The sequence below is a fragment of the Psychrobacter sp. H27 genome (assembly GCF_059072655.1).
This window is the reverse complement of the sequence record NZ_JCACRX010000001.1, coordinates 584236-610538: the sequence shown is the minus strand read 5'-3', so window position 1 is coordinate 610538 and position 26303 is coordinate 584236. Positions and strand designations below refer to the sequence as shown.

The window sequence follows — 26303 nt, the reverse complement described above, 5'->3', positions numbered from 1 at the left end:
CAACAGGCTGCTCATCCAAAGCCATTTGCGCTTTTTTCTCATCAAAACGAGTTTTAAAACGCGTTACTTGAGTGCTGGCAGTCTTTACAAGCGTATCACCAGATTTGATAGCGAAACGTAAGCCTTTAAGCGGTAAGCCAAGTGCTTTTTTTGCAATCATATAATATCCCTAACGGTATTAATTTAAGTCCCCATAGTACCTGAAAAAACAGATAAAGTGAACACTTATACACTATAAAAATATTGCTAAATAACAATAACTTGTATGAATTATAGACGGTATTGTCCAAAAATAAGAATGACTTATCAGGCATGAAGGAGAAGTGTAACTAACACGCAAGATATGTATTGGCTGTATAGATTATTAAAAACCACCGATGAAGGTTTAGAAATAATAAACAGACCGTTTAAGGCAGCAATAGATGACTAGGAAAATCGGTGATAATAACATCGGTATCCCATTTTATAAGCTGCTCGATAGTATTGATGTCATTAACTGTCCAAGCGCTTACGGGCAGACCATAGCGATGGCTGTGCTTAATAATGGCATGGGTCAAGAGCGGGTAGTAAACCCCCAGTTGAATACAGCCAAGTTGTAACGCGGTATTGGTCGCTCTTGCTAAGGCCTCTGGGGTACGAATAAGGAGCCCTCGTGGCACATGAGACAACAACTTATGACGTTGCAACCGATTATGCAGCTCCATATCAAAGCTAGTCAGCACAATAGGTAAGTTTGCAAAGGTAGTGTTGATGAGCTCTCGCGCCAGTGCTTCAACCAATACTGCATAGTTGGTTCGGTTATGAGTTTTAATCTCAAGCTCAATCACACTAAACCCGCTAAGCACCGTTGCAATATTCGCCAAAGTCATGATGGGCTGACCAAACTGCAATCGGCATTGAATCTCTGTTAGACCCAATTGATCCACACGTGACTGTTGGCCACACATTCGCTCCAAATCATCATCATGAAACACAATTAAGTGACCATCAGCGTTCAGTTGTATATCAAACTCAACCCCTGCCAGGCCCTTTGTTTTCAGGTTTTGAGAGTACTCAAAACCTGAAAACGTGTTTTCTAAACTTTCACCACGTGCGCCTCGATGGCCCAACAGACGCGTATTTTTAAAATTTACCATATCAAATGACTACTGATGGATTTTACGAGTCATCATATATCGTCATAGTAGCAGCGTCTAACAAAATCTTTGATATGACCAATACTGGTTGCATCTATTATCTGTAGCGAAAAACAACGTTGGCATTTGTTATGTTTTTGCAACAAAACACAGGTTTTACACACAATGAGGGGCGCTATTTGTATGTCCATGGGCTACACTAATGACCATTTCAACCAAACACCGTATAATGATGTGGTTTTCAATGCGACAACGTGATTGGTCTACATGATTGGTCTATAAAATCACGCTGTCGTTTGAGTGTTAAACACTGTCCATCAGTGGCGGTAAGAACCAGTAAATTGGGAGTAAAGTAACTATGAGCGTAGCAAATGTAAGTTTGAGCAAGTGGCATAAAGTAGCTGGAATTGGGTTGGTATGTAGTTTGGCGCTTGCCGGTTGTGATCGCTCAGAGGTGGAAGAGACTGACGATGCGGCAGAAATGACGGAACAAGAGCCAGCGGCTACCGATGCGGCAGTTGCTCCTGCAGTCAGTTGTGATGACCCAATGGTACAAGATCGCCTCAAAACTGCGCTCAGAAATACGCTCAATCAACAAGCACAAGCGTTGGCTACCAACTACGCAAATGACGCTGAGATCAGTTTAGCAAGCGGTATTGTCAGTGATAAGACCAATGGTATCGTCATCGATGTGCAGAACGCAGCTATCTTGCAACAAGCCAACGATAATGGCATGACAACTTGCCAAGCAAGTGTCAGCATGACGCTGCCAAGCGAAGATTTGTACCAAGCCAGTCAGATACAAGCAGCCAATAATCAACCAAGCCTACAGTCACGCTTAGCGCAAGATAATATCCGTATCAATAATAATATGCTCGTCGATGATGCCTTTACTTATGTTGTCGGTACACAAGGCGGGCAAGTCCGCACTCGTATTGCTGGACAGCCGGCGTTACTTACGGTCGTTGCAGATGTAATGGCAGGGTCTGTATTAAAAACTGCTATGGACGAGCAACGTGCCCAGCGCGCTGCTGAACGTCCTGCACCTGCACAGAACACGCAGCCAGCGCCCGCTCGTCAGCAGCCAAGAACGGTAACGCCCGTTGAGCCGATCCGTCCGACTCAGCCTGCCACGCCGCCGACCATCAACAACCCTACTAGCAGCCAAAACAGCTCAACAGAAAACAATCAGCCTGCCGCTCCTACTGAGACGAACAAACCAGTAACACCAACGACGCCAAAAGTAGTGCCTAAAGATGAAACCATCGACATGGTCATTATCGAAGACGAGAGCGCTACGTACTAAGCAGTCTGATTTATCCCTAATTTTATCAGTAATTTACAACAGGTAGTTAATAACTATCGTTGAGTAAAAAACCCCGTAACTTAAATGTTGCGGGGTTTTTTGTGAGTAATAAAATAATAACTCGAGGGTCAGTCTGGTCAATTAGTGACTTTCAGAAAAATGCTGCAACACTTTACTGTCCCACAGTACTTCAGATATTTGTTCTGGATCCGTACAGAAGCGCGCGGCGACGAATAGCCAATCCGATAGGCGATTGATAAAGCTAATGGCAGTGTTGCGTATAGCAGACGGGCGCTGCTCTTTTAATAATACGGCTTGGCGCTCAGCTCGGCGACAGACACTACGTGCGACATGCAGTTGGCTCACCAGTACAGAACCTGTCGGCAAAATAAAATCTTTTAGCGGTGGTAACGTGCTATTCATCGTATCGATTTTTTGCTCGAGCCATTCGATATGCATGGTACTGACACCTTCATACTCTGGCATAGCAAGCTCACCGCCGATATTGAACAACAAGTGCTGGATAATGACTAGGGACTGAGAGAACTCCTCGCTAATGGACTGGTCTTTAGTTTGTTGTAATTGTGCGCGTACCAGACCGATGTGTGAATTGAGCTCATCGATATCACCCATAACGCTGAACAGGTTGTTAGCTTTGCTGAGGCGACTGCCATCAGCCATACCAGTGCTGCCGTCATCTCCAGTACGTGTATATATTTTGCTCAAGCGATTGCCCATCTTTATATCCTTAGTAGTTTTTATCATTGAAGGGTGGTAGTTGCATGCTCATTGTAGTATTTTACGCCTGTTTTCGCTAAGATAATGGGTTACGTTTTATGTTTCGGTATTACCGTCGTTAATTTTTGACAATTATAATCATACTATTGCTATGGCTGGACTCGTTCGCTGCAGCCGATATCTTTAATTTCTCTATTTTATTTATGCTAAAAGGTTCTCTTACTATGACCACACCACTTACAGATGCGATGTCTCAACTGTCCATATATGACTCACTGACTAGCGGCAAACGTCAGTTTAAACCGCTCAAAGCAGGGCAGGTGGGTATATATGTGTGTGGCATGACTGTCTATGACTATTGTCATATCGGACATGCTCGTGTCATGGTCGGGTTTGATATGGCAGTGCGTTGGTTGGCACAATTGGGTTATGACGTGAACTATGTGCGTAACATTACCGATATCGATGACAAGATCATCGCGCGCGCCGCTGAGAATGGTGAAGAGATTGGCGTATTGACGCAGCGTTTTATTACGGCAATGCATGAAGATGCGACGGCGCTCGGTTGCGAGATGCCAGATGCTGAGCCACGCGCAACTGATCATATCGGTGACATGCAGCAAATGATTGAGACGCTCGTCACTAGCGACTATGCGTATGCAAGTGATAATGGCGATGTCTATTATGCTGTCGATAGTTTTGCAGACTATGGCAAACTATCGAAGCGTAATCTCGACGATATGCAGGCAGGATCGCGAGTAGATGTCGAAAACGATAAGCGTAACCCATTTGATTTTGTACTGTGGAAAGCTGCCAAGCCTGACGAGCCGCAGTGGGCTTCACCATGGGGGCAGGGGCGCCCAGGGTGGCATATTGAATGCTCGGCTATGTCGACTAAATGCTTAGGTAATACTTTTGATATTCATGGTGGTGGCCATGACTTGCAATTCCCGCATCATGAAAACGAGATCGCGCAGTCTGAGGCAGCAACTGGCTGCGAATATGCACGCAACTGGATGCATGTTGGTTTTATCAATGTTGATGGCGAAAAAATGTCTAAGTCATTAGGCAACTTCTTTACCATTCGTGATGTGATGGCAAAGTACCTACCAGAGACGGTAAGGTTCTTTTTGTTGTCTAGTCATTACCGTAGCCAAGTCAATTTCTCTGATAGTGCTTTGGATGAAGCACACAATAGCCTAAGCAGGCTATACAACGCATTAAAATTAGCTGAACAACGAAAAGAGCAGACAATCGTAGTGGACGCAGGTTTGGTTGCTAGCGCATACGGTAGTGACGCGGGTCAACACTTTATCAAAGCAATGAATGATGACTTCAATAGCTCGACGGCAATCAGCGTCTTGTTTGGTCTCGCCCGCGATATCAACAAAGCCATCAAAGCGGAAGACATAGACACAGCATGGCAGTTAGCGCAGCAATTAAAAACACTAGCGCAGGTATTGAATATCCTACAACAGCCAGTGCAGCAGTTTTTGCAAGCGGTGATTGGTGATCAGGTAGAAGGTGGTCTGAGTGATGCGACTATTGATGGGCTAATCATCGAACGTGCAGATGCCAAAGCGGGCAAAAATTTTGCACGTGCTGATGAGATTCGTGAGCAGTTAAAAGATGCTGGCATTGAGCTTGAAGACAGTCGCGCTGGGACGACGTGGCGCCGTGCCTAAATTGAGCAGTTACCATTTATAATTTAAATAGTGAGAATATAGTTGTAAATTAAGTCAGCGCTGTGCTGGCTTTTTTTTGTACACTACATTAGGTTAAAGCATATCAAATGCAACTTTTATACTCACTTCCATTTTAGACTACTGGCTTTGAAATATGACTACTCTAAAAAATACTACCGTTGATGCTCATGTTGCTGCACCGGCTGTAAGCCATAGGAGTCGACATATAGAGCACCGCAATATAGATCGGCACAATACAGAGCGTCCTAGTGCTCACCGTCATGCACTAAAAGCTATGTTAGGTCTTTTGATTATAGCCATCAGTGCCCTTCATACACCTGCCAATGCAGCAGGCACTAATGCTGAAACAAGCGGCAGTGAACAGAATCATTCGCAAGAAATTAGTAAGCCGGACAATCTAGCGGAGTACGCTGTTCAGCAGGTAAACACGGTCAAAAGTACTGGCGTCAATATCTCCGATATTAGCGAAGAGATATTTGACCCGACAGAGCGTAGCGCAGTACAGCAAGCGGGTACATTGCAAGGCGATACTGGACTCACGGGTGAATATAACGCAAATTACTATTTGCTCAACACCATCAATGAAGGACTACCACCTCTAGACAAGCCGCCCAATCTGGCAACACCACTCGCAACCTTGGAGTTTTTCCAGTCGGCAGTAATGAAGCAGCAGTATGACTTGGCAGCTTACGCGCTCAACATGAATTTGATTAATGAGCAAGATCAGCGTAGTCGTGCGCTTGATCTGACCAAGCAACTGGATTATCTGCTCACTCAAAAAGAGCTATATGTGTTCGATGATATGCCAGATCGCCCCGATGGTTTGATTGAGCCGCCGCTTGGCAATGGTAGCAGCGTCATGGGTATTCCTAGGCGCTCGATTCAACTTGGCTATATTGAATATCGAGAGCGCCGAGTGCCCATTCATTTGGAGCGGGTACGAGTAGAAGATCAAGCGCCAACATGGGTGTTCTCTGCGCAAACCGTTGGCAATATCGAAAATCTGTATGAACAGTATCATCCAGCAGAGTTTGAACGCTATCTACCTATTTGGTTAAAACTAAAGTTTTTTGGGATTGCGCTATGGGAGTTTTTATCGTTAGTGCTCTTTTTCTTGTTGACCATGGGTTTAGGGTGGTTACTGAGTAAAGGCACAGGAAAGCTCATCAATCGATATGTCGATGAGGAGAAATATAACAAGTACACCAATAGTGCTAATGGTGTGACTGACTTGGTCAACAAGTTAACAGTACCATTGACATTTACCATCAGTTTTTCACTCGTTTTTACCTTAGTATCTGGTGGATTTCCTTATCTAGATGCCGTCGCATCCTCCATCCGCCCTCTAATTTGGACTGGACTGGTACTGAGTGCCATGTGGCTTGGTATACGTGTTATCAATTTTTTTGCAAATCGCTATCAAGACTTACAGATCGAAAACTTGGCAGAGGAGCACTTTGACAAAGTTCGTCGTCGTCGCACCTATGTATCGATATTTCGCCGTGTCTTTATATTTGTCATGGTATTGGGGAGTATTTGGATAGGTCTGAGTGAATTTGCCAATATGGAAGGGCTTGGCAAAACATTACTGACCTCGGCTGGTATTGCGGGCGTGGTGCTTGGTATCGCTGCACAGCCTATACTGGGCAATATCATCGCTGGGGTACAGGTAGCGGTGACGCAGCCTGTACGTATTGGCGATAGTGTAATAATGGAAGGTAATTTTAGTACCGTTGAAGACTTGCGTTACACTTATGCAGTACTCAAAACCTGGGATGAACGTCGATTGATCGTGCCAATGCGTGAGCTAATCACCGAAAAAGTAGAGAATTGGTCTCATACCGAAGTACATCAGACTTGTCCGGTATTCTTATACATCGATTATGGCGCAGATATTGAGGCCATTCGTCAGCACTTTATATCAGTGACCAAAGACAATGAGCTTTGGGATGGAGATACTGAGCCTGAAATATTTGTCGTTGATGTGACAGAGAATACCGTTCAGCTGCGCGGTGCAGTTGCAGGAGTAGGTCCTATAGAGGCGTGGACGCTTGCTTGCGAAGTACGAGAAAAAATGCTTGGTTACTTATATGAGCAGCAAAACGCGTACCTACCGACAGAGCGTTTTACCTTAAAATCAGGTGAGTAGCTTTAGAAAAAACTCATCGAGGGTATACAGTACTTATTGATAGGCGAATGCTGCACAGTTTGTCTATCAATATAAAAAGACTCATTTATGTAAAATAATCTGACAAATAGACTATGTCAGAGAGGTGCTTATTTGTTATAATATGGCGTTATTTTTATAGGATAACTGAGTGGTTAGCGATGAGTCGACACTGCGCAGGCAGCTGCAACGACTGATATGTTAAGCCATGAATTCCTACCCATCAAAATAACCACCACTAGGGGTCTGTATGTTGCGAATTGTCGATGAAGCCTTAACCTTTGATGACGTTTTACTATTGCCAGCCTATTCGGAAGTTCTGCCAAAGACTGCTGATCTTTCTACTCGTTTGACCAAAAACATCACGCTTAATCTTCCGCTTATCTCTGCGGCGATGGATACCGTGACTGAGTCTGAAATGGCGATTACAATGGCACAGCTTGGTGGCATGGGTATCTTGCACAAGAGCATGGATATTGAAAAGCAAGCCACACAAGTACGCCGTGTCAAAAAATTTGAAGCGGGTACCGTTGTCGATCCTATCACTGTACACCCAGAGATGACGATTGGTGAACTACTGCGTTTGACACAAGATAATAATATCTCAGGTGTCCCTGTCGTCGAAAAAGGCACAGATAATGTTGTGGGTATCGTCACTCACAGAGACTGGCGCTTTGAAACCAACCTCTCGCTACCAGTTAGCCAGATCATGACGCCAAAAGAGCAGCTGGTAACGGTGCAAGAAGGCGAGAGTAACGAAAACATCAAAAGATTACTCCACGAACACCGCATCGAAAAAGTTATCGTGATTGATGATAACTTCCGTTTGCGTGGTTTGATTACGGTCAATGACTTTGCCAAAGCTGAAAACAACCCAAATGCGTGCAAAGATGACCAAGGTCGTCTGCGTGTTGGTGCAGCGGTTGGTACTGGTGCAGACACACAAGCACGTGTCGAAGCATTGATCGCAGCTGACGTCGACGTGATCGTTGTTGATACAGCACATGGTCACTCAAAAGGCGTGATCGATAAAGTATCATGGATCAAAAAGAACTATCCGCACGTTCAAGTTATCGGCGGCAACATTGCAACTGGTGAAGCAGCAATAGCCCTACGTGATGCAGGCGCTGATGCCGTAAAAGTTGGTATCGGTCCTGGTTCTATCTGTACCACGCGAATTATTGCTGGTATTGGCGTACCGCAGATCTCTGCTATTGATAACGTCGCTAGTGCACTGAAAGACAGCATCCCACTGATTGCTGACGGCGGTATCCGCTATTCAGGCGATATGGCAAAAGCCATCGCTGCTGGTGCATCATGCATCATGGTTGGGTCGCTCATGGCAGGTACAGAAGAAGCACCAGGTGAAGTTGAGCTGTTCCAAGGTCGCTACTACAAAGCTTACCGCGGTATGGGTAGCTTGGGCGCGATGTCAGGATCAAACGGCTCATCAGACCGTTATTTCCAAGACGCCAAAGATGGCGTAGAAAAACTGGTGCCAGAGGGTATCGAGGGTCGCGTCCCTTATAAAGGCCCAGTCGCCGGTATTGTCAACCAGTTGGTTGGTGGTCTGCGCTCATCTATGGGTTATACAGGCTCAGCGACTATCGAAGATATGCGTACCAATCCACAGTTTATCAAAGTAACCTCAGCAGGCATGAAAGAGTCACATGTTCATGATGTGCAGATTACTAAAGAAGCGCCGAACTACCGAGTAAGCTAAACGCTACTCTATAGTCCTATACGGTCTCAAAACCAGCCCAGTTTAAGGGCTACAGTGGTCTTGAGATACAAACAGCCAACAATGCTTTGTTATTGTTGGCTGTTTTTTTTGTAAAATACAAAACAGATTATTACAATAATGATTTTGCCTACATATACGTTAGGCCTTTTATTTTGGACTTGAGGAAGAGACATAATGAGTTATTTTGGTACTGATGGTATCCGTGGAAAATTTGGCGAGTTGCCTATTACACCTGATTTTATCCTAAAGCTGGGTTATGTCACTGGACTGGTTCTCATAGAAAATAATGAAAACCCTGCGCGCAAACCAAGTGTGGTCATTGGAAAAGATACTCGTCTCTCAGGTTATGTTATTGAAGGCGCATTGCAGGCAGGGTTCAATGCGGCTGGTGTTGACGTTCATATGCTCGGTCCACTACCGACGCCTGCTATCGCCCATTTAACTCGCAGCTTCAATGCTTATGCTGGCGTTGTTATTTCAGCCTCACATAATCCTTATTATGACAATGGCATCAAATTCTTTTCTGGTAACGGTAAAAAAATCAGTGATGAGATGCAAGCGTCTATCAATGACAAGCTGACAGCCATTATGAGTAGCGCTAATGGTAATGATGTCACTATGCCTATCATCGATCCTTCGCAGCTGGGTAAAAACAATCGCATTAATGATGCAAAAGGTCGATATATCGAGTTCTGTAAAGGCAGCTTCCCTTATCAATATGATCTTAGTCATTTAACCATCGTGGTTGATTGTGCCAATGGGGCAGGTTATAGCGTAGCGCCTAGAGTGATGCGTGAGCTGGGCGCCACTGTTATCGCTATTAATAACACACCTGATGGTATTAATATCAATGCTGATTGTGGTTCTACGCATCCTGAAGGCCTACAAAAAGCAGTACTCATGCATGAAGCAGATGTCGGTATCGCATTAGATGGTGATGGTGACCGTATTGTGATGGTCGATGAGATGGGTAATCTAATCGATGGTGATGGTATTTTGTATGTGCTTGCAACCCAAGCGACAAACAAAGTTAAAGGTATCGTTGGTACGCTTATGAGTAACATGGGGTTAGAGTTGGCGCTAAAAGCGGCAGACATTGAGTTTACCCGTGCAAAAGTAGGCGATCGCTATGTAATGCAGGACTTAGAAGCCAATGGCTGGATATTGGGCGGCGAGCCATCTGGTCATATTTTATGTCTAGATAAGAGCAGAACAGGGGACGCCATCATCGCAGGTTTACAAGTATTAGCGGTGATGCAGGCACGAGGGCGTGCTCTGAGTGAGCTGGTCGAGGGTTTTGAGGTACTGCCGCAAAAGCTAGTCAATGTGCGACTGTCTCAGATGCAAGACCCATTTCAGTATGAAGAACTGGTTGCTGCTTTTGACAAGGCTCAAGCAACCTTAGAAGGCCGTGGCCGTCTACTCATTCGCCAATCAGGTACTGAACCTATGATTCGAGTCATGGTCGAGTCAGATGACGAAATAGAATGTGACGTAATGGCAAATGATTTGGCTGATCAGATCAAGTCAGTATTGGGTTAAAATCAATACTGAGCTAACAATCACTAAAATAATGACATCATAATTCTATAATAGGGAATGATCATGAGTATGGATTTTACCGACCAACGCCTTTCATACGAGAAAGGCGAGCTTGATCAACAGTCAGTACCAGCATCACCATTTGAGCTTTTTAAGGGGTGGATGGATGAGGCGCTCGCTCAAAAGGTACAAGAGCCTTATGCAATGAGCCTAGCGACATGCGGCGTAGATAATAAGCCTAGCGTACGTATCGTTTTATTGCGCGAGATTACCGATACCGGTATTGTCTTTTATACCAATTACGAAAGCGCTAAGGGACAGGATATTGCAGAGAATCCCAATGCAGAGGTGCTGTTTTTTTGGCACGAGCTCGAGCGTCAGATTCGTATCAGTGGTCCTATTGCTAAGATTGATGCTGATAAATCTGCGAGCTACTTTCAAAAACGCCCGCACGATAGCCAAGTAGGTGCGTGGGTCAGTCAACCGCAAAGTGGTGAAGTTGCCAATCGTGAGGTCATGGAGCAAACGTTTGAACAACTTCAAGAAAAACATCCAACCAATACTACGGTACCGACGCCAGCGTTTTGGGGTGGTTATGAGATTACGGTTGAGAAGATTGAGTTTTGGCAAGGCCGCGCTAATCGTATGCATGATCGAATCATATATACGCAGATTGGCGGCGACGATAGTAAAGGTCACGAAGGTAATACAGGTTGGACAACCAAGCGTTTGCTACCATAGTTGCTAGGGTTTCACGCTATAGACTATACAAAAATAAAAAAGCCACTCTAGACCCAGTTTCTTTGGTATCTAGAGTGGCTTTTTTGCATGAATTATTTAGCTTATTCGGTATTATTTTTTATTTCGCCTTGGTATCGACATCAACGGAGACTGACATCCCAGGACGCAACCGTGCAAGTTCAGGCTGATTTTGGTCTAAGTCTATTCGTACAGGGATACGCTGAGCCACTTTGATATAGTTGCCTGTTGCAGGATTGGCCGCACCTGCACTAAACTCACTGCCAGTCGCTGGTGAGATGTTACTTATGTGCCCCGTAAATTTGGCACCGCCAAGCGCATCGACATGAATGGTTGCAGGTTTACCGACTGCCATACTGGCAATCTGAGTTTCTTTGAAATTTGCAATAATCCAAATGCCTTTCGGTACGATATACATAAGCTGAGTACCTGCGCTAACGTACTGACCTTCTTTAACACTGACCTGGCTAAGCTGACCTGCTTCAGGTGCTGTAATAATAGTATTGTCTAGATTGATTCTTGCTTGCTTGACGCCTGCTTCCGCATTTTTGATGTTCGCATCCAATGAAGGTCGACTGCCACTGGTTTTTGCCCGGCTTTCTTGCGCAGATTGTAGGTTTGCTTCTGCTTGTTGCAAACTTGCCTGTGCTTGAGCGAGTTGTGCTTTGATATGAGCCACTTCTGCTTTTGATACAGCGCCAATAGCATCTAAACCTTGGTAGCGATTGACGTCTTCGCGAGCACTCTCTACATTGATGTTGGCACTGTATACATCCGCTCTGCGTGCTTCGATCTGTGCTTGACTCGATTGTGTATCTTGATCATTAGTAGCGCGGTTAGTGACAGCGACTTCAGTGTTGGCTTGGGCTTGTTCGAGCTGCTGCTGAAACGTTCGGTCATCTATTTTTATCAGTAAATCACCTGATTTCACATTAGCAAAATCTTCCACTGCCACTTGAGTAACATAACCAGAAACTTGCGGGCTGATAATGGTCGTCTGACCTTTGACAAAAGCATTATTGGTCTGTTGCGTGGTAGGTGTAAATGGGGGGAGCTTCCACGCATACAATATCAATACCACACCTATGACAATCAGCACGATCAAAAACGCTAAATTCAGATAGGATTTTTTCTTAGGTGACCATCCAGTGGTGTCTGTAATGGGCTCTTTGGTTGGCATGGGTGTCTGAATGCTATCTGCTGGGTTTTCTGTAGCGTCTGCTGTCGTATTATTGCTATTTGGTATATCAGAATTTGCTGTTGTTTGTGTTGCATCTGTGGTCGTCTGTGCTTGAGTAGAAGACGATGCTATATGTGTATCTGTTGCTGGAGCACCAGTAGACGCCTGAGAGATTTGGTTAAGCTCATCTGGTTTTTTTTGGCTCATGACGTACTCCTAAGTTTTCAATAAAAATACCAAACAGGTTTAAAGGTGATTGTTGGGATAATAGACCGAGTTATTTGTTTTCACGCATTTTTGCAATGACAGCGAGCTCTTTAGCCAGCGGGTTGCGTTTGTGGTAACGGTTATAAATATAATTGAGCAGTAAAATAATCGTAACAGCTGTGGCAAGGACGGCCATCAAAAAGAACAGATCGCTATACGCTGCCACTGCTGCTTGGCGCTGAATGTTTTGTAGCGCTTGGCTGACTGCACCAGCATTTGCTTGGGCAGCGTCAGTGGTCTGACTTGATAGCATATTACGAGTATTCGCTATTTGAGCGCTAAAAGCAGGATCACCCAAATTAAGTGAGCTGACCATATCTGCATAGTGTGATTGTGTACGAACAGTCGTAAACGCTTGAATAGCTGCTGCACCTGCCAAGCCGCCAATCGTTTGGGAAATACCAAAAATAACGGAAAAACTAATAATATAGGCAGGACCACTGGCAATCGCACGCAAAAACCCTTCAAAAACCAAAGGCCCCATAAAATATACGGCGGCAAAGGCAATTAAAAACTGGCTGAGATAAAACATATAAGGTGCTGAATTGATAGACACACCAACATCCATCCAAGAACCCAACGCTATCAATGCTACTGCAAAAATGACAGGCCTGCGTAAATCCATTGGATTGGTGCTAAAAACACTAATGACCAAAGCCAATACACTGGCGGCCAATATGACGATATAAAAGGTAATCAGCTGATCACCGCCGTAGCCTAGCGTAGCAAGTAATCCTGCGGCGCCGACAGTCTGTTCAGAAAGCAAGATTCGCATCACAGCACCTGTCACCATAAAGGCGATAATATTACGGCTACGCATCCAGCGGACTTGTAACATTGGGTTTTTGCGATGGGTTTCAATCCATAATGCAATGCTAATCCCAACGATAGCAATAATAAGCGGATAAATGAGCCAAGGCGTCGTCCACCATAATATTCGACCTTGTACTAGTACAACAGCCAACGCGGCCAAACCACTGGCAAAAAAAGCAAAGCTTAAAAAATCAAGTTTCTCAAATACTCTTTCGATATTACCTGGTGGTAGTTCCAAAAGATTAATCAGTCCAAAGCAAATCAATGCCAAACCAAGTTGGAATAAGAATAAGTTTTCAAGCTGACCATCGATGGCAAGGTAGGGCGAGATGATACGTGATAGAGGAATACCAAACTGCACCAAGCCAAATCCTAGTATCAAGCCACTAGTCCGTTTGACGGTTGGCATGCCTTGTAGGCAATAGAATAATCCCAATATGGTCATGCCACTGGCCACCATGCCGCTAAGTCCCCTTGCGACAATCTCTAGATAATAGGGCTCGATTCTAATACTAGGCGTATCTAGCAAGTGGCTACTAATCAGCCATTGCAGACTTGTGGCAGCCAGTAGGAAGAATAAAGTGATCTTACTAAAAAGTGACATGCCAAATTGCTGACGGATCTTGTACAGCAGGACAGTAATACAAGCGTTGGTCATGTTGTAACTCACAGATATCCAGCCTCCTTCAATAGGCGCTAATCCCATCTCGCCCTGTATTTGAGAGAGGTTTGCAACAAGTAGACCATTTTGGAAGCTGGCTGTGAGACCAATAAATATTCCAATCAGTAGATAAAATACTTTGCGGCGGGTAGGGTGATCAGGATTGGCTGGAGAGCCTACCATGAGTGGTTTTTCATGGGGCTTAAACTGGTATTCGTTAGTCATGGGCGGACCACAATCTGTATAAAGAAATGAAGCAACATAGGACAAACTCCAGACGGGGAGTCAGGACAGTGTCATTGGTGTTTTAAACGTCAAAGGTCAGTCGATTGACTGAGGGAGTATGAGGGGTAACTCAATAATCGCTAAAAAGATTTTATCACGAGTTCGGCGGAGCTTCTGTCATGTGCACGTAAATTATAAGCCACGTGGCAACGTGGTGTCGGTTGTGTACGCCTAACTCTCAATCTCTTACATACCAAAGCGAGTTTTACTTCCTTTATCACTGCACTGTCGTTATTCTTATACTGTCGCTACCACTACAAGCACAAAATAGAGTACGCACAAAAAACAGCTCTATAAAGAGCTGCTTATGTACATCATACGATTGATATGCAGTAGTTAAAACAAAAGTCTAGATAGACTCGTCATACTTTGCTTCTAACTGCATAGCGCGCTGATAGCTATCTATACTGGCAAGCGCTTCAGCGTATTGTTTGATATGAGGATAAGCGTCAAGCTTTTGACGCTTGGCCAAAATAATCAAATCAAATGACAGCATAAAGTCAGCACCGCTGAGCTTATCACCGACGATAAAGGATTTGCCTTCAACCGATGTGTCCAAATATTTGAACAATCTTGTCTTTTCTGTCTCGATATAACCATTCAAAAACTCATTGTCATCGATGCCTGCTTTTTTGGTAAATAGCTCTAGCATCAATGGCAACATGAGTGAGCTCTCAGCAAAGTCGATCCACTGTAAATAGTAGCCATAATCAGAGCTACCAGTTTCAGGGCGTAGACGCTCTGGTGCAAACCTCTCAATCAGTAACTCAGTGATAGCGCCTGACTCAGCATAAACCTGTCCATCGATCTCGATAACCGGAGATTTACCAAGTGGATGCACAGCTTTTAGAGAGTCTGGTGCCAAATGAGTTTTGGCATCACGTTGGTGACTAACAACTTCGTAAGGCACGCCTAACTCTTCTAGGAGCCAAAGCGTACGCAACGAGCGTGATTGATTGAGATGGTGTAAGCGAATCATAATATCGACCTTAGTACATGATGTGATTTATTAGTTTCTGGGTCTTAACCTTTTAGCTTGGCCACAAGACGCGTAGCTGCTTCTTCTGATGAGGCTGGGTTTTGACCAGTGATTAATAGACCATCTTCGACGACAAACGATTCCCAATCCGCTGCTTTTTCGTAGTTGCCACCATTAGCTTTGAGTGCATCTTCTACCAAGAATGGCACAACGTCTGTTAGGCCAACGGCATCTTCTTCTGAATTAGTGAAACCAGTGACTGTTTTGCCTTTTACTAAGTACTCACCATCAACTTTGACGTTTTTGAGTGCTGCAGGAGAATGACAAACAAACGCGACAGGCTTATCTTGCTTGACGAAAGTCTCAATCAGATTGATAGAGTTCTTATCTACTGCCAAGTCCCATAGTGGGCCATGACCACCAGGATAAAAGACTGAATCAAAGTCTTCCGCTTTCATATCAGCAAGTTTTTTGGTATTGGCCAAATGCTCTTGAGCGTCTTTGTCGTCTTTGAAACGCTTAGTATCTTTAGTCTGCGTGTCTTCAGTATCACTACTAGGATCTAGTGGTGGCTGACCACCAGCAGGAGAGGCTAGGGTTACGTTGACGCCAGCATCTAAAAATGCATAGTAAGGGGCTGCAAATTCTTCTAACCAAAACCCTGTTTTTTTACCAGTATCGCCTAGACGGTCATGAGAAGTTAGTACCATTAAAATGTTCATAGTTTTCCTTATTTATTGTTTATTGTGAGTGAGCAGTTGAGTCGCAGTCATTAAATGACTGTTAGTATTATTCCTGCTTCAAACGTAATTTTCAGTAGTGATCTTAGCTAGTTATGTTGTTAAGTAGTTATTAACAACGATTGACAACTATCAGTAGCTACTTAACGTCAGCTACTTTGACAACTGTTTTGCCAAAGTTGTCGCCATTTAGCATATCGACGAAAGCATTGGGTGCATCGTCTAAACCATCAGCGATATATTCTTTGGTTTTGACATCGCCTGATTCTACCCATTTACTCATGGTTTCTAAGAACTCTGGGAAGTGATCGCCATACTCTTCAAAGATAATAAAGCCTCTTACCGTTAAACGCTGGCTTAAGATAAGACCCATCAACATACCTAAACGATCTTTACCATCAGGTAATTCGGTCGCGTTGTACTGTGATACGAGACCACATACAGGAATACGCGCATGATCATTTAGCAACGGTAGAACAGCATCTAATACTTGACCGCCAACGCTTTCGTAATAGATGTCGATACCATCTGGACAGGCAGCTTTTAATTGCTCAGCAAAGTCATCAGCTCTATGGTCGATGCAGACATCAAAACCAAGCTCATTGACCGCAAAGTCGCATTTTTCTTTGCCGCCTGCCACACCGATAGTACGTAGACCATATTGGTTACCAACTTGACCAACCGTTGCACCGACAGGGCCAGTAGCTGCTGCGACCACCAAGGTTTCGCCTTTTTGTGGTTTACCAATATCAGTCAAACCCATGTAACCTGTGAATCCAGGCATACCTAATACGCCCAAACCATAAGAAGGGTTTGACATGTTTTTGTCCAATTTCAGGACACCTTCGCCATCACTGACGCTATAGTCTTGCCAGCCTGAGTTTGATACCACCAAATCACCGACATCAAACCCATCGATATTGGACTCGACGACCTGAGCGACAGTACCGCCCATGATGACATCGCCGACTGCTAAAGGATCAGCGTAGCTTTTTGCATCACTCATGCGTCCACGCATATACGGATCTAATGATAGGTATACCGTGCGTAGTAGCATCTCATTTTCGTTTGGCGTTGGAATATCGCTGGTTGCCATATCAAAGTTATCAGCGGTTGGTTCACCATTAGGGCGGCTGGCAAGTTTGATTTGACGGTTTACTTCTTGATTTTGTTGTTTGTCGAAGCTCATGATAGGACTCCTTTATGGTTATTCGTTGTGATTATAATAGTGGTGTTAAATGTAGTAGCTATTTAGCATGGAATAGCTACTACTATAGATAGCATAACGATATGTATTTTTTATTAATATGATAATGTTTCTGACTACGAGGCTTTGCTAGTTACAGCACGCTCCAAGATACGACGTGACACATCTAAGTCGTTCTTGCCATGTTCACCAAGCTTAACCATATTATGGGCTTCAAGCTGTTTGATGATTGGGTCAATTGCTGACTCAGTCAAATCAACGTCTTCTAGGCTAACTGGCAAGCCAAGCTCGCGGAAGAAGTTTTCAGTGTAGACAATAGCGGTCTCGATGATGGTGTCATCATCCTGATCGGTATCAGTGATGTTCCATACATTGCGTGCATACTGAAGTAGCTTTTCTTTTTTGCTTTCTTTTAGCTCACGCATTACTGATGGCAAGACGATGGTTAGCGTACGTGCATGATCGATAGAATGCAATGACGTCAGTTCATGACCAACCATATGCGTTGTCCAGTCTTGAGGTACGCCTGTACCGATTAGACCGTTCAGTGCCATAGTCGCTGTCCACATAATATTTTTACGTGTTTCTAAGTTGTCTGAATCTTGCTTAACCACTAGACCTTCATCGATAAGGATCTTTAGTAAGCTTTCAGCAAAGGCATCTTGAACTTTTGCATTTACTGGATAAGTCAAATACTGTTCCATCACATGGACAAATGCATCAGCAACACCATTCATAACCTGACGCTCAGGTAGGGTAAGTGTTTTGATTGGATCTAAGATTGAGAATTTAGGAAAGGCAAGTGGGTTACCAAATGGTAGTTTTGCTTGACGCTCGCTATAGTTGATCACGCCGCCCGAGTTCATCTCAGAGCCCGTTGCTGGGATCGTCAATACTGCGCCTAAGTCCACAGCTGAGTCGATGTTTTTGCAATACCCAGTCAGCGCATCCCAAGCTTGGTCGCGTGAGACAGTACCGTCTTCCTCAGTGAGTGAGGAGACGAGTGCAACGAATTTGCTACCATCGATGACTGAACCACCGCCAACTGCTAATAGGAAGTCAATGTTGTGTTCATTGACCATATCAGCAGCTTTCAAGAGCGTTGTGAACTCTGGGTTAGCTTCGATACCACCGAATTCAAAAACAGTGCGGTTACCACTTACTGCCAAGGCGTCTTTTACTTCATCTAATGTACCAGTACGCTGCGCTGAACCGCCACCGTAAGTAATCAGAACGCGGGCATCAGTAGGTACTAGGTCTGATAACTGTTCGATTTGACCTTCGCCAAAGACGATACGTACTGGATTGTAATATTGAAAGTTGTTCATAAAATTCCTAATGTTAATGAAATGGTTCTATTAAATGTTTGATATCAAACAATGAGTGGCGAGCAATGCTTATACGCATATACTCTGAATATTTATGCGCATTGTACACCAATTAGACCAGTCGTCTAGGAATGTTTACAAAACTGTCGTATAAAATGTTTTGGTCTAAGACAGTAAGAGGGACAAAAGCGCTAGGGATAAATGGTTATATATAAGAGAGTAGGTAGCGGCGTATGGACAGTATTAAGGTTAAACGCTTATCCGGCATGCTGTTTATATTAAATGCAAATTAATTAAAGACGACTTATCTGAAAACTTACAACAAATAAAAGCTATCCGAAGATAGCTTATTAAAAAGGTGTATGAAAAATATATTAGCTTAAGAACCTATTGGCCTAAATATCTATCGACCCATCTGAGTCGTCGTCATTTGCCATATTTCAGCCAAAGGCGTATTCGTTTGGCTGATTTTGGCCATCAAGCTTGCTCCAAGCCAGGCAAAATACCAGCGCTTGGCCATACTCTCAGCTGAGATATTATCTAGACGAGGTACTGAGCCATCTATCCATCCAGCCTTGATCTGCTCAGTAAGCCAAAGGGTAGTTTGCTGATAGCCCGTGTCGAGTGCTTTGCGCATCGTCTCTGACATATCAGCGACTTCTGCACTTAGCTTGACCACCAAGCATCTCTCGTGGTCGCAGCCATTCTGCTGTGTGTCGTACCAATTTTGAAAGTAGTCATACAGTTTTTGCTGAGCGGTAACGTTCTGAGCATCGATAATATCTAAGCGCGCTTTGTATAGGCTAAAATAGTGACCAATAATAGCTTCACCAAACGCTTCTTTAGAAGCGAAATAATGATAGAAAGATCCTTTAGGAACACCTGCTGTGTCCAAAATTTGCTTTAAGCCAACAGCTGTAAAGCCTTTCTTAGCTACCAATTGGTAGCCAGTAGTCAGTAAGTGCGCCTTGGTATCTGGTGTTGTAGTCGTGTCTGTAACAGTAGACATAGATAGGATAGTCTCCCTTGATAGTGGTACAAATAGAGTAGTCAGGCTTCATTGAGCGTCATATTGTCGGCATATTCTAATAATATTTAGCTGTAGTGGTTACGTTTCATCAACAATATTTACTGACAAAGTTGTCTCGTTTTATTAAGAGCTATGGTAGCATTAGACCAGTCGTCTAGCAAGGTGGCTTTTATTCTTACCAGTCACAAAACAGATAGCCCATTGCTAATACACTATTTTAGATATTGAAGATAAATGTGTCACATAACAAAGTAAAATAAGGATTATTATGTCAACGAACGATACCAGTGCCTACAATGACTTTCATTTGCAATTCATCGCAGGTGAATGGCAAAAAGGCAAAGATGATAGCATTAATACCAATACAAATCCCTATAACGGCGATACGCTCGTAGAGATTCAGCAAGCGACCAAAGATCAGCTGAACGAAGCGTATGATGCTGCAACCCAAGTTCAAGAAGCGTGGGCTGCGCAGACGCCAGCAGAGCGTTCTGCTGTGTTGTATAAAGTGGTCAACATATTAGATCAGCGCCAAGAAGAAATCGTTGATTGGTTGATCAAAGAGTCAGGTAGTACTCGTATCAAAGCGATGGTTGAGTTCGGTGCGACACGCGCGATCACGCTTGAGGCAGCGACTTTCCCTAATCGTGTCCATGGCGAAATTCGTCCATCGAACACGCCTGGTAAAGAAAACTTCATTTACCGCGAGCCTATCGGTATCGTGGCAGTTATTAGCCCATGGAATTTTCCACTACATTTAACCCAGCGCTCGATTGCGCCAGCCTTGGCGTTGGGTAACGCTGTCGTATTAAAGCCTGCTAGTGACACGCCAGTGACAGGTGGTCTACTGCTTGCAAAAGTGTTTGAAGAAGCAGGTCTGCCAAAAGGTCTGTTAAACGTTGTGGTGGGTTCAGGTAGCGAGATAGGGGATGCCATCGTTGAGCACAAAGCGCCAAGCCTAGTGTCATTCACAGGGTCGACATCAGTAGGTAAACATATCGGTGAGCTGGCCAATGGCGGTGAGTACATCAAGCAAGTCGCGCTTGAACTGGGTGGTAACAGCCCGTTTGTTGTATTAAAAGATGCGGATATCGAGCAAGCTGTTAAAGCGGCTGCTTTTGGTAAATTCTTGCACCAAGGTCAAATCTGTATTGCGATTAATAGAGTGATTGTAGAAGACGAGATATATGATGACTTTGTAGAGCGGTTCTTGGCTCATGTTAAAACATTAAATGTAGGCGATCCAAACAAGCCAGACACTGCTGTCGGTCCAATCATCAATGAAAAACAACTCAAATCACTTAAGGATAAAATCGCTCAAGCACAAGAAGAAGGCGCTAAAATGGCATTGAGTGGCGAGATTGAAGGTCAAGTCGTACCGCCGCATGTCTTTACCGAAGTCACGCGAGAGATGGACTTGTCATGCAATGAAGTGTTTGGACCATTAGTAGGTATCATCCGTGCCAAGGATGAAGAAGATGCGTTGTCGATCGCCAACGACTCTATGTATGGGTTGTCTAGTGCGGTATTCACAGCCGATATGCAAAAGGGTCTGCGCTTCGCTCGCGGTATTCGAGCGGGTATGACTCATATCAACGATATCTCAGTCAATGATGAAAGCAATACACCATTCGGGGGTGAGAAAAACTCAGGTATCGGTCGCTTTAACGGCGAGTGGGTGCTTGAAGAGTTCACTAGAACGCATTGGATCTCAATGCAAAATGAACCACGTCAGTATCCATTCTAGTAGCCTTATACTAAAACGACTGGCAACAAAAAAGACCGCTTTGATAGCGGTCTTTTTTATGGCGTTCATCAATCAACTGAGAACAATACATGTGAGAGCCAGCTTGGGCATATCACCATTTTTAAAATGAGGATATGCCTTAGTCATTTATCTAGCATGAAAGCCTAATAGTCCCTCAATCTCTTCGATAGTCATACGTCTTACCAGTGCTTGCTCTTCTACTGACAAACGATTGGTGTGCTCCTTTATCATGGTATGAATACTCCGTGATATCTCAGAGGTTGTGGCGTAATACATTTGAGGCTGATCTTTTGTGAGTTTCGTCAAAAACCGATTAATAAGTTTGCGTTTTTCGTCTGACTTATTCTCTTCAGCTGTATTTTCTTTAGTCATTGTATTCTCCTAGAGGTAAGTTATTTAAGCAGTCAAGCTCTTGAGAGTCAAAGGTTATAGTGATATTTAGGGTATGACATCTTACCTAATCAACATCTGATATATGCTAAGTAGAGTCACTATATTGTCTCACTGTTTGATGCTAACAAAAGATAGTGGATTTATATCATTACTTCAAAAAATATGTCGCCTATTTGTTTCTATGTTTGCTTGCTTCATATCTACTTGCTTGCATGATTTGACCATGTCTATAGCGTGCTCACTTGCCTTTTTTATACTTAAGTTACATTGAACTGTCTATGCAAGCTACTCTAAAATCTTAAACATCATAATTAAAATATATAGCACGAGGTTTAGGTATGTCACATCAGCCATCTGATAAAAATGTCACATTGGTCTTATTTCATAATGATTTGCGAGTAGCGGACAATGCGACATTGTCGACAGCAGCTAACCTATCTAGCAATGGAAAATTACTGCTTGTCTATGCATCATCATTGGCTGAGGGGTTGAATGATATCAACAGTGACCCCGCTTATCATTATGACACTATGGGTAGTGCTCGCGAGCAGTTTTTGCAAGAAAGCTTGGCTGATTTGAATGCCTCACTGACGCAGCTTGGTAATAGACTGCTGTATCTAAAAAAAGACGCTACAGTGCCAGACACGCTTACTCAGTTGCATGAACTGATTGAAGTGCAACAAGTAACGGATATCTGTGTCAGTAAAACCTCTGATTATTATCAGAACCAAGTATATGCTTTACTACAGGATAAACACCCGCAAATACGCTGGCATGTCCAGACAACGGCCACTTTATTTGATGAGTTACCGCTAGAGCAGTTACCCAAGAGCTTTACCCAATTTCGTAAGAAAATTGAAAATGATCATGATTTATTGCATACCGAAGAAGATGCGATCATTTGTCCAACGCCAGAGTCACTGGCGCCAATGCCTGAGAGTATGGCTGACAAGAGTGAGTGTTTTTGTGACGCGCATCAATGCGACTTGCAAGAGGTCGATAGTTTTAGAGGCGGGGAGTCAAACGGTCTCAAACATTTGGAGCGTTATTTTGATTCTGAGGCACCAAGTACGTATAAGACCACGCGAAATGCGCTTGATAACTGGACACAGTCTACCAAACTCTCTGCGTGGCTTGCCAATGGTTCACTGTCTGTAAATACGGTATTAAATCGTCTGCGCCGTTATGAGCGCGATATTGTCGCCAATGGCTCTACCTATTGGATATGGTTTGAGCTGCTGTGGCGCGAGTATTTCTATTGGTATGCGATGACGCATCAGCAAAAGCTATTTTGGTTTACAGGTATCGGTCAGCATATGCCGTCAACTCAGCTAGATGAAGAACGTCTATCACAATGGACGCGGGGTCAAACGCCATATCCGATCGTGAATGCGTGCATGAATCAGTTGAACACCACGGGATATATGTCGAACCGCGGACGGCAACTGGTCGCAAGCTGTTTTGTCCATGAGCTGGGTCTTGACTGGCGTTACGGGGCAGCTTACTTTGAGCAACACCTCATTGATTATGATGTTGGCAGCAATTGGGGTAATTGGCAGTATTTGGCAGGTGTGGGTGCTGATCCAAGAGGGTCCCGACAATTTAACCTTGATAAGCAAGCCCAGCAATACGATCCAGAAGGTGCGTTTATTCGACAATGGCAAGGCAATATTAAAAAGAGCGATGAATAATTGCTAAACATTGCGGATGTGCAGGCTATAGCTTTGAATAGACTAACCATACCATCAAAATAGGTTTAGACCATGAAAAAACCAAGCCCTTATCTCACTTTTGCAGGTGCTATACCCTTTATCGCTTGCGCGCTTTTACTGGCTATAGATAGTGATACGATACCTGTATTGGGAAAGACGACTGAGGTGCTGAGTATATATGGCTTGGTGATTGCTTCGTTTATGGCAGGCGCGCATTGGGGTAATCATCTGAGCTTGGCTGATAATGATAGATGGGCTATTAAATTGCCCTTTTTAAGCAATATGATAGCGCTTGTCTTATGGTTCGGGTTTTTAATACTATCTACGGTCAGTTTTATTTGGTTATTAGCAGCTAGTTTTGCCAGTATGTGGGTGATTGATTATGGCCTCAATCAAGCGCGTATCATTACTCAGAATTATTTTAAAGTGAGAACCTATGTCACAGGAATAGTAATAGCATCTCTAATCGTAGCCGCTCTGCAGCTATAAGTTATGCAATATAGTACTAAAATATTCACTCTACGATTAAGTATATGGTTGTTCTAGCTTATGGTTGATTTAGCATATAGTTGTTCTAACATATGACTATCACTAGATATAATGGTTAGGTGCAACCAGTATTATTGAGCAAGATATTCAAAGGAGGCTACCAATATGGTAGCCTCCTTTGTATTGATAAAATCTATGTACACAGACTACGTTCGTCGATACACAAGTCTAGGCTGTTTCTAACTTGGGTCGAGCCTTTTTGATGGCTTTGATTAATGCTTTTTCAAATCCACCTTCTTTAAATTGTACAAGGTAAGAGTGTGCCGCACAGAAATTACGAACGTCGCGCCATTCGTGTGCTAGCGCTTCTGCCCAGTCACAATAGTGCTTGCCCGCGTTTGGCTCATCTTTCAGAGCTTTTTTGGTGGTGGGGTGCAGTATAAGCTCAGGTAAGACAGCCTCTAGTAGCTTCATTGGTGGACTCATAAATGTATCGTCAACATGCAAGCTTTGGCTAGCAGGGTGATAGGCCAGTAGCGATCCTGCATGAATCATCTCGTTTGATGAGATATAAGCGATACCTTCTGACATCGAAAACTTGAGCTCTGGATAGCGATCGGCGACTGCGTCACTTTCTACCAAATCATCCGCCCAACTCACTTCTGGCACTTTTTTGCGGTGACGGCTGCTGCCATAGAATGTTGCTTGCGGAAAGTCTTTTGCCATTTGGGCGCAATGCACCGTATGGAACGGGTGGACATTGAGAACGGCTTCGACATCTTGTCCATTGTTGGTCAGTGCCATGACTTCGTCTCGAACGTCACCTGTTAAGGCGTAGCTGTCTAAAAATATAAAGCGTCCTGAAGACAGTTTAACAAGTGAGCAATGGGTACCAATGTTCACCACACCGCCAATACGGAATGACCCGCGTATGTTCCAAAATCCTGCCCCTAAATCATGAATTTGTTCTGACATTTATAATTCTCCTTATTCAATATGTTGACTCAAAAAATCACAATGATTTTCAATTTTTATTCTTTAGATTTTACCGTAATCGCTTATAGACATAACAGATTATAAAAATTATAACTTCTAAAAATTATGCTTTTAGATATTGTACCTTTCAAACATAGACTTCTTTAGCATCATCGATTCTCAAGCTCATTACGAGTGTTATCAATGACTGACAAGAGCGCTGCTTCAAATTGACCTTCCTCAAATACCATCAGTCCTGAGTGTGCGCCGCAAAAATGACGAACATTACGCCACTCGTGTGCCAGACCTACTGCCCAATCGCAATAGTGCTTGCCCGCGTTTGGTTCTTCTTTGAGTGCTTTTTTGGTGGTTGGGTGCAAGCCAAGATTAGGCTGTACTGCATTGAATAGCTTTGACGGTGGGATTTCAAAAGTATCATCGACATAGATGCTCTGGCTAGCAGGATGATATACCAGCAATGAGCTTGCATGAACGTTTTCGTTAGGCGCAATATAATGAATACCTTTAGGTATGGAAAATTGAAGCTCAGGATAACGCTCAGCGACTGCGTCGCTTTCTACCAAATCATCTGCCCAGCTAACCTCAGGGACTTGTTGCGGATGTCTGTTACTCCCATAAAATGTCGCTTGCGGGAAATCTTGTGCCATTTGGGCACAGTGTACCGTATGAAATGGATGGACGTTGAGGACGGCTTCGACATCTCTACCTTCATTGGTCAGTACCATGACTTGTTGACGTACATCGCCCGTTAACGTGTAACTATCTAAAAAAATAAATCGTCCTGATGGTCGCTTTATTAGAGCACATTGGACGCCAATATCGATAATGCCATTTTTTATAAATGATCCTCGAATACTCCAAAACCCTGCACCTAAATCATAAATTTCATCATTCATCGATATGCTCCTTTACTGTTCATTTGTTCAATCATTTTACTTATTTATATATAACACTATGCGATTATTAATGGTTTGGTAAATAATGTCTGTACAAGAAAAGATATAAGCAATGTAGATGTGTAAAAATAAAATAGAGTTGTTATCCAAATGTCATCATAGCAAACGAAAACTGCCCATCAGTCTACAATCAGCGATTATAGCTGTTGTCTGATAGCTAAAAGTTACTGTAGTTATTGAGCTTGTTGCAAAAACTATTTTTCACTTTCAATCAGCAAATAGAGTCTTATCTAATAAGAGCAAGCGTCTCCATAATGACCTGAACCTAATTTTTCAATCTAGGTCAAGAGCACTATCAATCGCCAATAACACATTTAAACCTGAGTATATTAATTGATGTGCTAACATGCCTCTCTTATCATTATGATAGCTATTTATCCTCTACGGCTTCATGTCTATGC

The 26303-nt window shown here is 43.6% G+C and carries 21 protein-coding genes; 9 read left to right on the top strand and 12 right to left on the bottom strand.

All coding sequences use genetic code 11. The features are described 5' to 3' along the window. Positions 1 to 407: 407 nt before the first annotated feature. Positions 408 to 1136 carry a glycerophosphodiester phosphodiesterase gene (locus tag AC5JPY_RS02400; protein WP_493851971.1) on the bottom strand — a complete coding sequence of 243 codons (729 nt, stop codon included), beginning with the start codon at positions 1134 to 1136 and terminating at the stop codon, positions 408 to 410. A 358-nt stretch (positions 1137 to 1494) separates the two neighbouring features. Between AC5JPY_RS02400 and AC5JPY_RS02395 the strand changes: the two genes are divergently transcribed. Beyond that, positions 1495 to 2442 carry a hypothetical protein gene (locus AC5JPY_RS02395; protein WP_493851970.1) on the top strand — a complete coding sequence of 316 codons (948 nt, stop codon included), beginning with the start codon at positions 1495 to 1497 and terminating at the stop codon, positions 2440 to 2442. Between the two features lie 141 nt (positions 2443 to 2583). Here AC5JPY_RS02395 and AC5JPY_RS02390 read toward each other — a convergent pair whose 3' ends face one another. After that, positions 2584 to 3180, bottom strand: coding sequence for a cob(I)yrinic acid a,c-diamide adenosyltransferase (locus AC5JPY_RS02390; protein ID WP_493851969.1), 597 nt, complete (start codon positions 3178 to 3180; stop codon positions 2584 to 2586). A gap of 248 nt (positions 3181 to 3428) precedes the next feature. On the opposite strand from AC5JPY_RS02390, the gene cysS reads away from it, so the two are divergent. The 5 genes from cysS (at position 3429) to pdxH (ending at position 11080) form a co-directional block, all read left to right on the top strand. Next, a complete protein-coding gene (gene cysS, locus AC5JPY_RS02385; RefSeq protein WP_493852720.1) occupies positions 3429 to 4865 on the top strand; it encodes a cysteine--tRNA ligase in 1437 nt (478 codons plus the stop codon). Between the two features lie 154 nt (positions 4866 to 5019). Continuing rightward, positions 5020 to 7035: a mechanosensitive ion channel family protein gene (locus AC5JPY_RS02380; protein WP_493851968.1), complete on the top strand. Its 2016-nt coding sequence runs from the start codon at positions 5020 to 5022 to the stop codon at positions 7033 to 7035. A gap of 268 nt (positions 7036 to 7303) precedes the next feature. Then, on the top strand, positions 7304 to 8776 hold the full coding sequence (gene guaB, locus AC5JPY_RS02375; protein ID WP_319051514.1) for an IMP dehydrogenase: 1473 nt from the start codon (positions 7304 to 7306) through the stop codon (positions 8774 to 8776). Positions 8777 to 8971: 195 nt separating this feature from the next. Continuing rightward, positions 8972 to 10339 carry a phosphoglucosamine mutase gene (gene glmM / locus AC5JPY_RS02370; RefSeq protein ID WP_493851967.1) on the top strand — a complete coding sequence of 456 codons (1368 nt, stop codon included), beginning with the start codon at positions 8972 to 8974 and terminating at the stop codon, positions 10337 to 10339. Between the two features lie 69 nt (positions 10340 to 10408). Next, the gene (pdxH, locus tag AC5JPY_RS02365) at positions 10409 to 11080 is read left to right on the top strand and encodes a pyridoxamine 5'-phosphate oxidase (protein WP_493852719.1); all 672 of its coding nucleotides are present in this window, start codon (positions 10409 to 10411) and stop codon (positions 11078 to 11080) included. 118 nt (positions 11081 to 11198) lie between these two features. On the opposite strand, the gene AC5JPY_RS02360 is transcribed toward pdxH, so the two are convergent. The 7 genes from AC5JPY_RS02360 to AC5JPY_RS02330 form a co-directional block, all read right to left on the bottom strand. Then, positions 11199 to 12485, bottom strand: a complete 1287-nt coding sequence (locus AC5JPY_RS02360; RefSeq protein WP_493851966.1) for an HlyD family secretion protein — start codon at positions 12483 to 12485, stop codon at positions 11199 to 11201. 70 nt (positions 12486 to 12555) lie between these two features. Continuing rightward, a complete protein-coding gene (locus AC5JPY_RS02355; protein WP_493851965.1) occupies positions 12556 to 14244 on the bottom strand; it encodes an MFS transporter in 1689 nt (562 codons plus the stop codon). A 409-nt stretch (positions 14245 to 14653) separates the two neighbouring features. Continuing rightward, complete coding sequence (locus AC5JPY_RS02350; RefSeq protein WP_493851964.1) at positions 14654 to 15283, bottom strand: glutathione S-transferase family protein; 630 nt, start codon at positions 15281 to 15283, stop codon at positions 14654 to 14656. Positions 15284 to 15327: 44 nt separating this feature from the next. Continuing rightward, positions 15328 to 16005 carry a type 1 glutamine amidotransferase domain-containing protein gene (locus tag AC5JPY_RS02345; protein WP_319051519.1) on the bottom strand — a complete coding sequence of 226 codons (678 nt, stop codon included), beginning with the start codon at positions 16003 to 16005 and terminating at the stop codon, positions 15328 to 15330. A 157-nt stretch (positions 16006 to 16162) separates the two neighbouring features. Then, a complete protein-coding gene (gene curA / locus AC5JPY_RS02340; RefSeq protein ID WP_493851963.1) occupies positions 16163 to 17212 on the bottom strand; it encodes an NADPH-dependent curcumin/dihydrocurcumin reductase in 1050 nt (349 codons plus the stop codon). Positions 17213 to 17346: 134 nt separating this feature from the next. Beyond that, complete coding sequence (locus AC5JPY_RS02335) at positions 17347 to 18558, bottom strand: iron-containing alcohol dehydrogenase (protein WP_493851962.1); 1212 nt, start codon at positions 18556 to 18558, stop codon at positions 17347 to 17349. Between the two features lie 403 nt (positions 18559 to 18961). Beyond that, positions 18962 to 19567, bottom strand: a complete 606-nt coding sequence (locus tag AC5JPY_RS02330; protein WP_493843013.1) for a TetR/AcrR family transcriptional regulator — start codon at positions 19565 to 19567, stop codon at positions 18962 to 18964. A gap of 289 nt (positions 19568 to 19856) precedes the next feature. Between AC5JPY_RS02330 and AC5JPY_RS02325 the strand changes: the two genes are divergently transcribed. Continuing rightward, complete coding sequence (locus tag AC5JPY_RS02325; RefSeq protein WP_493843014.1) at positions 19857 to 21335, top strand: aldehyde dehydrogenase family protein; 1479 nt, start codon at positions 19857 to 19859, stop codon at positions 21333 to 21335. A gap of 147 nt (positions 21336 to 21482) precedes the next feature. On the opposite strand, the gene AC5JPY_RS02320 is transcribed toward AC5JPY_RS02325, so the two are convergent. After that, positions 21483 to 21728 (bottom strand): hypothetical protein, encoded by a 246-nt coding sequence (locus AC5JPY_RS02320; protein ID WP_493851961.1) that lies wholly within the window; start codon positions 21726 to 21728, stop codon positions 21483 to 21485. Between the two features lie 359 nt (positions 21729 to 22087). Between AC5JPY_RS02320 and AC5JPY_RS02315 the strand changes: the two genes are divergently transcribed. Then, on the top strand, positions 22088 to 23440 hold the full coding sequence (locus AC5JPY_RS02315; protein WP_493851960.1) for a DASH family cryptochrome: 1353 nt from the start codon (positions 22088 to 22090) through the stop codon (positions 23438 to 23440). A 72-nt stretch (positions 23441 to 23512) separates the two neighbouring features. After that, entirely contained in the window at positions 23513 to 23950 is a 438-nt protein-coding gene (locus AC5JPY_RS02310) for a DUF3429 domain-containing protein (RefSeq protein WP_493851959.1), read from the top strand. A 228-nt stretch (positions 23951 to 24178) separates the two neighbouring features. Here the strand turns inward: AC5JPY_RS02310 and AC5JPY_RS02305 are convergent, their stop codons facing one another. Together AC5JPY_RS02305 and AC5JPY_RS02300 are read right to left on the bottom strand one after the other, a co-directional pair. Next, the gene (locus tag AC5JPY_RS02305; protein ID WP_493851958.1) at positions 24179 to 24925 is read right to left on the bottom strand and encodes a hypothetical protein; all 747 of its coding nucleotides are present in this window, start codon (positions 24923 to 24925) and stop codon (positions 24179 to 24181) included. A gap of 170 nt (positions 24926 to 25095) precedes the next feature. Next, positions 25096 to 25842, bottom strand: a complete 747-nt coding sequence (locus AC5JPY_RS02300) for a hypothetical protein (RefSeq protein WP_493851957.1) — start codon at positions 25840 to 25842, stop codon at positions 25096 to 25098. Positions 25843 to 26303 lie beyond the last annotated feature (461 nt).